Origin of the sequence: Nonomuraea basaltis (genome assembly GCF_005893125.1) — a bacterium.
GTDB classification, from domain to species: Bacteria; Actinomycetota; Actinomycetes; order Streptosporangiales; family Streptosporangiaceae; genus Nonomuraea; species Nonomuraea basaltis.
The window spans coordinates 21,364-30,541 of record NZ_VCJS01000154.1; the positions used below are offsets into that span (position 1 = coordinate 21,364).

The 9,178-nt window shown below is 70.1% G+C and carries 10 protein-coding genes; 8 read left to right on the forward strand and 2 right to left on the reverse strand.

Annotated features, from left to right (window positions below; all coding sequences use genetic code 11):
* Window positions 1-16: 16 nt before the first annotated feature.
* The 6 genes from EJK15_RS46930 to EJK15_RS46955 are packed head-to-tail and all read left to right on the forward strand — an operon-like array spanning window position 17 to window position 5,594.
* Window positions 17-694: a response regulator transcription factor gene (locus tag EJK15_RS46930; protein ID WP_138716957.1), complete on the forward strand. Its 678-nt coding sequence runs from the start codon at window positions 17-19 to the stop codon at window positions 692-694.
* Window positions 691-2,103 carry a sensor histidine kinase gene (locus EJK15_RS46935; protein ID WP_206061526.1) on the forward strand — a complete coding sequence of 471 codons (1,413 nt, stop codon included), beginning with the start codon at window positions 691-693 and terminating at the stop codon, window positions 2,101-2,103. The genes EJK15_RS46930 and EJK15_RS46935 overlap by 4 nt, the downstream gene beginning before the upstream one ends.
* 23 nt (window positions 2,104-2,126) lie before the next feature.
* On the forward strand, window positions 2,127-2,648 hold the full coding sequence (locus EJK15_RS46940) for a hypothetical protein (RefSeq protein ID WP_138716958.1): 522 nt from the start codon (window positions 2,127-2,129) through the stop codon (window positions 2,646-2,648).
* The gene (locus EJK15_RS46945; protein WP_206061527.1) at window positions 2,645-3,739 is read left to right on the forward strand and encodes a peptidoglycan-binding protein; all 1,095 of its coding nucleotides are present in this window, start codon (window positions 2,645-2,647) and stop codon (window positions 3,737-3,739) included. The genes EJK15_RS46940 and EJK15_RS46945 overlap by 4 nt, the downstream gene beginning before the upstream one ends.
* Window positions 3,739-4,401 carry an ABC transporter ATP-binding protein gene (locus EJK15_RS46950; protein WP_240777659.1) on the forward strand — a complete coding sequence of 221 codons (663 nt, stop codon included), beginning with the start codon at window positions 3,739-3,741 and terminating at the stop codon, window positions 4,399-4,401. Before EJK15_RS46945 ends, EJK15_RS46950 begins: the two co-directional genes overlap by 1 nt.
* A complete protein-coding gene (locus tag EJK15_RS46955) occupies window positions 4,398-5,594 on the forward strand; it encodes an ABC transporter permease (protein WP_138716959.1) in 1,197 nt (398 codons plus the stop codon). Before EJK15_RS46950 ends, EJK15_RS46955 begins: the two co-directional genes overlap by 4 nt.
* On the opposite strand, the gene EJK15_RS46960 is transcribed toward EJK15_RS46955, so the two are convergent.
* Entirely contained in the window at window positions 5,584-6,000 is a 417-nt protein-coding gene (locus tag EJK15_RS46960) for a hypothetical protein (RefSeq protein WP_138716960.1), read from the reverse strand. The two genes, EJK15_RS46955 and EJK15_RS46960, sit on opposite strands and share 11 nt — an antisense overlap.
* An 81-nt stretch (window positions 6,001-6,081) precedes the next feature.
* On the opposite strand from EJK15_RS46960, the gene EJK15_RS46965 reads away from it, so the two are divergent.
* Together EJK15_RS46965 and EJK15_RS46970 are read left to right on the forward strand one after the other, a co-directional pair.
* The gene (locus tag EJK15_RS46965) at window positions 6,082-6,936 is read left to right on the forward strand and encodes a hypothetical protein (RefSeq protein WP_138716961.1); all 855 of its coding nucleotides are present in this window, start codon (window positions 6,082-6,084) and stop codon (window positions 6,934-6,936) included.
* Between the two features lie 36 nt (window positions 6,937-6,972).
* On the forward strand, window positions 6,973-7,674 hold the full coding sequence (locus EJK15_RS46970) for a DUF6597 domain-containing transcriptional factor (protein ID WP_138716962.1): 702 nt from the start codon (window positions 6,973-6,975) through the stop codon (window positions 7,672-7,674).
* Here EJK15_RS46970 and EJK15_RS46975 read toward each other — a convergent pair.
* Window positions 7,651-8,691, reverse strand: a complete 1,041-nt coding sequence (locus EJK15_RS46975; protein WP_240777658.1) for an AI-2E family transporter — start codon at window positions 8,689-8,691, stop codon at window positions 7,651-7,653. The two genes, EJK15_RS46970 and EJK15_RS46975, sit on opposite strands and share 24 nt — an antisense overlap.
* Between the last annotated feature and the right edge of the window lie 487 nt (window positions 8,692-9,178).

Below are 9,178 nucleotides of genomic sequence, written 5' to 3' on the forward strand. Positions count from 1 at the left end.
CGGGTACACCTTGACCATGGATCGACCGGCCAGAGTGCTCGTCGTGGACGACGAGCCCAACATCCGCGCCCTGCTCTCGCAGACCCTGCGACTGGTCTCGTTCGAGGTCAGGACGGCGGAGACGGGTGCGGAGGCGGTGATGGCCGCCAGGGAGTTCGAGCCCGACATCGTGGTGCTCGACGTGATGCTGGCGGATTTCGACGGGTTCGAGGTCGCCAGGCGCCTGGGCGAGCGCATCCCGGTGCTGTTCCTGACCGCCCGCGACGGGGTCGAGGACCGCGTCCAGGGCCTCACGCTCGGCGCCGACGACTACGTGGCCAAGCCGTTCAGCCTGGAGGAGGTGGTGCTGCGCATCCGCGCCATCCTGCGGCGCAGCCGCTCCCAGCCCCCGGACGACATCCTGCGCTACGCCGACCTGGAGCTGGACCCGCAGGCCCACGAGGTGCGCCGGGCCGGCGTGCCGGTCGACCTGTCGCCCACCGAATTCAACCTGCTCGAATACCTGCTGACCAACGCGGGCCGGGTGGTGAGCAAGGCGCAGATCCTCGACAGCGTCTGGCGCTACGACTTCGACGGCGACTCCAGCATCGTCGAGTCGTACGTCTACTACCTGCGCAAGAAGATCGACAAATGGGAGCCGCAGCTCATCCACACCGTGCGCGGCGTCGGCTACACGCTGAGGACCCCGAGATGAGACCCGCCAAGTGGACGCTCCGCACTCGCCTGGTCATGGCCATTCTCGGGCTCACCGCGGTCGGGCTCGTGCTCTCCAACGTCGTCGGCGTCATGCTGCTGCGCGACAACATGATCAATCGGGTGGACGGGCAGCTCGAGAGCTTCGCCAAGATCGCCAGCGTCAGGGGCTTCTGGACGGTCACACCCCGGCCGGTCGCACCGGCAGACCTCACCCAGCTGCTCGCGCGGCGGATCGCCGCCCTCCAGCAGATCATGCTCTTCAGCCCGGACGGGACGCTCCAGGCCCGAATCCCGGCCGAGAAGGACCAGCCGGCCCCCGTCATCGACGAGGTGAAGACCGGCGTCCCCTACACCGTGCCCGGCACCACGGGCGCGTCCTGGCGCGTCCGCGCCATCGACCTGCCGGACGGCGCCGCCCTGGTCGTCGCCCAGTCGCTCGCCGAGATCGAGCAGACCCAGGCCTCGGCCATCGCCATCGCCGCCGCGGTGAGCGCGTTCGTGCTGCTTCTGCTCGGCCTGGCCGCCGACGCCGTAGTACGCCTCGGCCTGCGCCCCCTGACCAGGATGGAGGCCACGGCCGGGCACATCGCCCGCGGCGATTTCGCCCGCCGCGTCCACGGCCACGACCCGCACACCGAGCCGGGCCGCCTGGCCGGCGCCATGAACGTCATGCTCGATCGCCTGGAGTCCGAGATCGCCGCCAGGACCGACTCCGAGGCCCGCATGCGGCGCTTCCTCGCCGACGCCTCGCACGAACTGCGCACCCCGCTCACCTCCGTGCGCGGCTTCGCCGAGCTGCACCGCAGGGGCGGCGGCGACGCCGACGAGGCGATGCGCAGGATCGAGGACGAGGCCGCCAGAATGGGCGTGCTCGTCAACGACCTGCTCGCGCTCGCCCAGCTCGACGAGGAACGCCCTCTCGACCGGCGTCCCGTCGACCTCCTGGAAGTGGCCGCCGACACGATCCGCGACGTCCGCGTACGCGTACCGGACCGGCAGGTCAAACTGGCCGGGCTCGGCGGCCCGCTCGCGCCCGTCTCGATCGTCGGCGACGAGGCCCGCCTGCGTCAGGTGGCCGCCAACCTCGTCGGCAACGCGCTGTGCCACACGCCGCCCGACGCCGCTGTCACGGTCAAGGTAGGCAGGTCGGGCGGCATGGCCGTGCTGGAGGTGTCGGACACCGGGCCCGGCGTGTCACCCGAGCACGTGCCGCACCTGTTCGACCGCCTCTACCGGGTCAGCCAGGGCAGATCCAGGTCCGACGGCGGCGCGGGGCTGGGGCTGTCCATCGTCGCCGCCATCGTCCGCGCCCACGGCGGCCGAGTCGACCTCGACACCGCCCCCGGCAACGGCGCCAGTTTCCGCGTGTTCCTACCGGACTCCGAGGCGGCTCCCAGCCCGCATTGAAGCGCGCTCGGCACATTCGGAGCATGAGACGGACACTGATCGCCACCACGCTGCTGGCCGCGCTGGCCGCCGGCTGCGGGAGCCAGCCGAGCCAAACCGGAGTAGCCTCCGTATCCCTGAACTCGCCGCAGCCCTCCGCCAGCGCCACGCCATCCACCTCGGCCGACCCGCAGGAGCAGGGCAGGAAGTTCGCCCAGTGCATGCGCGAACACGGCGTCCCCATGGAGGACCCGGATCCCGATGGCGGCGGCGGTCTCAACGTGATCGACGAGAACATCGACCAGAAGAAGCTCAGGGAGGCCACCGAGGCCTGCCGCGTCTATGCGCCGTTCCTGGACCGCAAGGAGCTCAAGCCGGAAGAGGTCGAGCAGATGCGCCAGTTCGCCCAGTGCATGCGCGAGAACGGTGTCGACATGCCCGACCCCAACCCCGACGGCACCCTCGGCAGCAGCGGCGGGGGTACTTTCAAGCGCGACGATCCCATGTTCCAGAAGGCCTTCGAGACCTGCCGCGACAAGTTCCCCAGGCAGGGAGCGACGAAGTGACGCAGGTCGATAACAAGAACGAGCGCGTCGTCCGCGCCCTGCCGCCCCGCCGGCGCAGCCGGGTGCGGGTCCTGGCGTGGACCGGCGGCGCCGCGCTGCTCGCCGCCGCCGTCGCGACCGCCGCCGTGGGCTTCGGCGGCAACGGCGCCGGTACGGCCGTCGCCGGCCGAACGCCCCCCGCCACCGCCAAGGTGACCCGTACCACCCTCACCGAGACCAAGACCGTCGACGGCACCCTCGGCTACGGCGACCCCATCTCCGTCACCGCCAAGTCACAGGGCACGATCACCTGGCTCCCCGGTGAGGGCTCCACCATCACCCGAGGCCACGGCGTCTACAGCGTGGACGCCGACCGCCACCCCCTCCTGTACGGCGCCATACCCCTCTACCGCACCCTGGAAGACGGCGTCGAAGGCAGGGACGTCGAGCTGCTCGAACGCAACCTCGACAAGCTCGGCTACGCCGGCTTCGACGTGGACGACGCGTTCACCTGGGCCACCAGGGAGGCGGTCGAGGACTGGCAGGAGGACCTCGGCCTGGACGTCACCGGCAAGGTCCAGCCCGGGGACGTCGTGGTGGCCGACGGCCCCCTCCGCGTCGCCGAGCTCAAGAAGACTCTCGGCGACAGCGCGAGCGGCCCCGTGCTCACCGCCACCGGCACCACCCGCGAGGTCCTCGTCAACCTCGACGTGGCCGACGAGCACCTGGTCAAGAAGGGCATGAAGGCCACCGTCGAGCTGCCCGGCGGCAGCACCGTGAACGGCAAGATCGCAAGCGTCGGCAAGGTCGCCACCGAGACCGGCAGCGGCAACGACACCACCACCACGGTCGAGGTCGCGGTGTCGGTGAGCGGGCTGAAGAAGTCGTTCGACGCCGCGCCCGTGGACGTCACGATCGTCTCGGAGCAACGCGAGAACGTCCTTGCCGTGCCCGTCGGCGCGCTGGTCGCGCTGGCCGAGGGCGGCTACGGCGTACAGGTCGTAGAGGGCTCGGCCACCCGCTACGTCGCGGTCGAGACCGGCATGTTCGCCGACGGCAAGGTCGAGGTCACCGGCGTCGAAGAGGGCATGACCGTGGCGGTGCCCAAGTGATCGTCGAACTGCTCGACGTGAGAAAGGAGTACGGCGACGTCGCCGCCCTCCGCGGCGTCTCCATGAGCATCGCCTACGGAGAGCTCGTCGGCATCGTCGGCCCCTCGGGCTCGGGCAAGTCGACCATGCTCAACATGATCGGCACCCTCGACCGCCCTACCGGCGGCACCGTGCGCATCGCCGGGCACGACGTGCTCTCCCTCACCGACAGGCAGCTGTCCGCCCTGCGGGCGAACGTCATCGGCTTCGTCTTCCAGCAGTTCCACCTGGCCGCCGGGGTGCCCGCGCTGGACAACGTGGCCGACGGCCTGCTGTACGCGGGCCCGTCGCTGCGCGAGCGGCGGCTGCGCGCGTACGACGCCCTGGAACGCGTCGGGCTCGGGCACCGGCTCGGCCACCGCCCGCACGAGCTGTCCGGCGGCGAGCGCCAGCGCGTCGCCATCGCCCGCGCCGTCGTCGGCGACCCGCGACTGCTGCTGGCCGACGAGCCGACCGGCAACCTCGACTCCCGCTCCGGAGCCGGCGTGATGGACCTGCTGCGCGACCTGCACACGGCCGGCACCACCGTGGTCGTCATCACCCACGACCGCGACATCGCCGCCTCCCTGCCCAGGCAGGTCGAGATGCTCGACGGCCGCGTCATGGAAGGGGCTTGGACATGACCGTGCTGACGACGCCCCGCATGCGGCCGCGCGACGTGGTCAGGGCCGGCGGGTCGGGACTGCGGGCCAGGCCGCTGCGGGTGTTCCTGTCCGCGCTCGGCATCGCCATCGGCATCGCCGCCATGCTCGGCGTCGTCGGCATCTCCGCCTCCAGCCAGGAGGACCTGAACCGGCAGCTCGAAGCCCTCGGCACGAACCTGCTCACCGTGTCGCCGGGCCAGAGCCTGTTCGGCGAGGCGTCCCACCTGCCCGCCGAGGCCGAGGGCATGATCGGCCAGATCGCCCCCGTCGCCTCGGTCACCGCGACCGGCACGACCCCCGCCAAGGTCTACCGCAACGACCACATCCCGGAGGCGGAGACCGGCAGCATCTCCGTGACCGCCGCCCGCCTCGACCTGCTCGAGGACGTCGGCGCCACCGTGGCCGGCGGCGCCTGGCTGAACCAGGCCACCCACCGCTACCCGGCCACCGTGCTCGGCGCCAAGGCGGCCGACCGGCTCGGCGTCGTCCAGGCGGGCCCCGACCAGCGGGTATGGCTGGGCGGCCAGTGGTTCACCGTCGTCGGCGTGCTGGCGCCCGCCCCGCTCGCCCCGGAACTGGACACCGCCGCGCTGGTCGGCTGGCCGGTCGCGGAGGAGCGCCTCGACTTCGACGGGTACGCGACCACGATCTACACCAGAGCACAGGAGGAGCACGTGGTCGCGGTTCGCGACGTGCTGGCCGCCACCGTCAACCCGGAGAAGCCGAATGAGGTCGAGGTGTCGCGGCCCTCGGACGTGCTGGCCGCCAAGCAGGCCACTGACGCCACGCTGAACGCCCTCCTGCTCGGCCTCGGCGGTGTCGCGCTGCTGGTCGGCGGCGTCGGCGTGGCCAACACGATGGTCATCTCGGTCCTGGAGCGCCGCGCGGAGATCGGCCTGCGCCGCTCCCTGGGCGCGACCAGGGGCCAGATCAGGCTGCAGTTCCTGGCCGAGTCGCTGCTGCTGTCGGCCATCGGGGGCGTCGGCGGCGTGCTGCTCGGCATCGGCGTCACCGCGGCGTACGCGAGCCTCCAGGGCTGGCCGGCGATCGTGCCCGTCTGGGCCATGCTCGGCGGCGTGCTCGCCACGCTCGTCATCGGCGGCGTCGCGGGCTTCTACCCGGCGGTACGCGCCGCCAGGATGTCGCCGACGGAGGCGCTCGCTACTCCGTGACGATGACCCTGATCAGATGCCCGTGCGACTTGAACATCCCGGGCGGGTCGCCGGGCATCACACCGGTCACGCAGTCGTAGACGTTGCCAGCGGCCTGCCGTACCAGGAAGGAGGGCTCCGCGACCACGGACAGCAGCCTGATCACCGCCCGCTGCACGTCGATGCCCTCGAGCCGCTCATCCGGACGGGCCCGCACCTCGTAGAACCCGTCGTCGAGCAGCCGCTCGCCCAGCACCTCCCAGCCGGGCGCGCGCCGCAGGTGGGGCAGGAGGTGCGCCTCCGGGTCCTCCGTCACCCACCCGTCGCCGCGCATCATCTCCTCGAGCCGGTGCACGGCGGGCAGCATCGCCGTCGCGTCGCTCACGCCGGTGAACCGCTCGTCGATGTCCCATCGCCGTTGCTCCACGCGTCCGATTGTTACAAGAACCCGGCGCGGTGGCAGGGGTAGCTTCGCGGTGAGAGCTCACTTACGGGAGGGACTGCTGACATGGACGTGCTCGACAGAGCAGAGAGATACCTTCAGCTGCACGGCAGGCTGATCGACCGGCTGCGCTTCGAGGCGCTGTTCCGGGACGGCTCGCGGGAGCGGGTGCTCGACGTGCTGCGCTGCTACCAGAACGCCGACGGCGGGTTCGGCCACGCGCTCGAGCCCGACCTGCGCGGCTCGGGCAGCCAGCCGGAGCCGGTCGAGGTGGCGTTCTGGATCCTGGACGAGCTCGACGCCTTCGACTCGCCGATGGTTCCCGCCGCCTGCGACTACCTGGCGCGCGTCACCGCCCCGGACGGCGGCGTCCCGTTCGTCCTGCCCTCCGTCAGGGACACGCTGCGGGCCCCGTGGTGGCAGACGGACGACGATCCGCCGGGCAACCTCATCCCCACGGCGTCGATCGCCGGGCTGCTGCACAAGCACGGCCTCGCGCATCCCTGGCTGGCCACCGCCACCGCGTTCTGCTGGTCCAAGATCGCCACGGTGCGCGAGACCACGCCCTACGAGGCCCGCGCGATCGTGACCTTCCTCGAGCTGGTCCCGGACCGGACGCGGGCGGAGGCCGAATTCGCCCGGCTGCGTGAGGCCATCCTGGCGACGGTCGCGTTCGACCCCGAAGCGGAAGGAGAGGCGCATTTCCCGCTGGACTTCGCGCCCGAGCCGTCACGGCTGCCGCTGTTCCCGCAGGACGTGCTGGACGCCCACCTCGACGCGCTCGTCGCCGCGCAGTCCGACGACGGCGGCTGGGGCGGCAACTGGCTGATGTGGACGCCGCTGGTGGAGCACGAATGGGGCGGTTACGTCACCGTGCACAAGCTCAACACGCTGCGCGCGTACGGGCGGCTGGCCGGGTGAAACGGTTCTGTCGGCGGGGTCGCGTATGTTGGGAGTATGTATGCGGAACGGCCTCCCGACCCGGACCTCGCCGAACGCATCGCCTGCGTGTGGCACCAGGTCAGCGAGAAGGACACCACCCAGCTCGTAGTGCCTGACGCCTGCGTCGACCTCATCTGGGGCCCCGACGGCCTGTTCGTGGCCGGCCCCGACACGGGCCCCATGCCCACGCCCATGGCGGCCGGCGACACGTTCGTGGGCATCCGGTTCAAGCCGGGTGCGGTGGGCGACGTCTTCGGCGTCCCGCTCCACGAGCTGCGCGACCAGCGCGTTTCCCTGTCCGACCTGCCCGTCCCGCCGATCGCGGAGTGCGCCCCGCGGCCCGAGTGGCGCCTGGAGGCCATGCGCTCAGCCGTCAGGCGGCGCCTGGCCCAGGCGGATTCCGTCGACCCCGCTACGTTCGCGACGGCGAGGGCGCTCAGGGCGGGGCGCACGGTCACGGAGGTGGTCTGGGACCTCGGCCTCAGCGAGCGCCAGCTGCACCGCCGCAGCGTCATCGCCTTCGGCTACGCGCCCAAGACCCTGCAGCGCATCGTCCGCTTCCAGCGCGCGCTGCGGCTGGCCCGCGCCGGCGTCCCCCTCGCCGAGGTGGCCGCCACGGCCGGCTACACCGACCAGGCGCACCTGTCACACGACGTCAAACGGCTGAGCGGGGTGCCGATGCGCCATCTCGTCTCACCTGTCCGGAAGGCTGCCTGACACCAGCGCCTGAGCCCACGTGGCGCTCGGATCGCTGTCGATCAGCAATGCCCGGATGAGCAGGCTCAGCGGGATGGCGAGAATGGCGCCCAGCGGGCCCAGCACAAAAGTCCAGACGAGCAATGACAAGAACGTCATCGTCGTCGAGAGACCGACGGCGTCGCCCAGGAATTTGGGCAGGATGAACGATTGGATGACGACGTTGATGACGGTGTAGGCGACGATGACGAGCACCATGGTCCGCACGCCGCCGTCCAGCAGCGCGAGCATCGCGGGCGGCAGCAACGCGACGACGAAACCGATGTTCGGGATGTAGTTGGCGATGAGGGCGAGCACTCCCCAGAGCAGCGGCAGTGGCACGTCGAGCAGTGACAGCGCGATCACGTCGAGAATCGCGTTCATCAGCCCGAAGATCGTGGAGACGATGAGATAGCGCCGCGTCTTGTGCGTGAAAGTGGCCAGCGCCGTCACCAGTTGCGGCCTGCGATCTTCCCCCGCAGCGACGATTTTCGCCGTCACCGGAGCGTCGAGGCACATCGCCAGCAACAGCACGACAACGAGAAAGAGCCCGGAGAGGACGCCGATCAAACTGCCGAGCAGGGTCTGCACCAACCCGAACAACCTGCTCGGGTCGAACGCCTGCATGACCCGGGTCAGCACGTCGTTGCCGAGCCCGTATGACGCCGCCCACCGCTGCGCGTCGGCGAGCAGCTGCTGGAACTCGCCGGCGTACGAGGGCAGCAGTGACGCGAGCTGGATGATCGAGAAGGTCAGGATGCCCACCATGGCCAGCAGGACCAGCACCACGATGAGGAACGGCACCGCCACCTGAAGCCAGACGGGCGCCCTTCTGGCGCCGAGCCGGCCGCGCACGGGGGCGACCGCGATGACGAGGACCAAGGCGAGCACGACCGGACCGGCGATCGGGGCGACCTCCCGGATGCCGAACAGCGCGATCACGGCGCCGGCGATGCCCACCAGGATGATGAGTGCCCTGGGCAGGGCTTGATCTCGCACGATCGGTTACTACCCTGCGCGGGTGGGAGAACCGTTCGATTTGACGGTTCCAGGAGGCGTACATAGAGTTCACCAGTCCCACGAGGACGGCGGTGATCGCCGGTCTCACTTCGGGGACCACTTCCTGACACTTCCACTCCGGTGGGCGTTCGCGTCCATGCGGAAGGGCTGGTAAGTTAGAGGGGTTGTCCCGGAAGCGGGGCGTGGCTTAATTCCCGCAGGTCGAGCAAGTCCGGTCAATTTGACAGGAACTTGAACGGCTGAAAGAATTAAGACACAACAGAGCGAAACAAAACGAAATGAACGCCTCCGTGCGAGGATCTCGGAAGAGATTCTGGCGGGGATGTACGCGTCCGTTTCTTGAGAACTCAACAGTGTGTTAAAAGCCAGTGCATGATGCACAACCCCGTCATTGATTTGACGGATTCCTTTGGTTGACATCCATCGGTTGGTGGGTGTTGGCCAGGTGATTGATTTTCCAAGCATT

Bases quoted from the DNA above. Each gene is read 5' to 3' on its own strand.
- EJK15_RS46930 (WP_138716957.1), top strand. From the start codon at position 17: ATGGATCGACCGGCCAGAGTGCTCGTCGTGGACGACGAGCCCAACATC.
- EJK15_RS46935 (WP_206061526.1), top strand. From the start codon at position 691: ATGAGACCCGCCAAGTGGACGCTCCGCACTCGCCTGGTCATGGCCATT.
- EJK15_RS46940 (WP_138716958.1), top strand. From the start codon at position 2,127: ATGAGACGGACACTGATCGCCACCACGCTGCTGGCCGCGCTGGCCGCC.
- EJK15_RS46955 (WP_138716959.1), top strand. From the start codon at position 4,398: ATGACCGTGCTGACGACGCCCCGCATGCGGCCGCGCGACGTGGTCAGG.
- EJK15_RS46965 (WP_138716961.1), top strand. From the start codon at position 6,082: ATGGACGTGCTCGACAGAGCAGAGAGATACCTTCAGCTGCACGGCAGG.
- EJK15_RS46970 (WP_138716962.1), top strand. From the start codon at position 6,973: ATGTATGCGGAACGGCCTCCCGACCCGGACCTCGCCGAACGCATCGCC.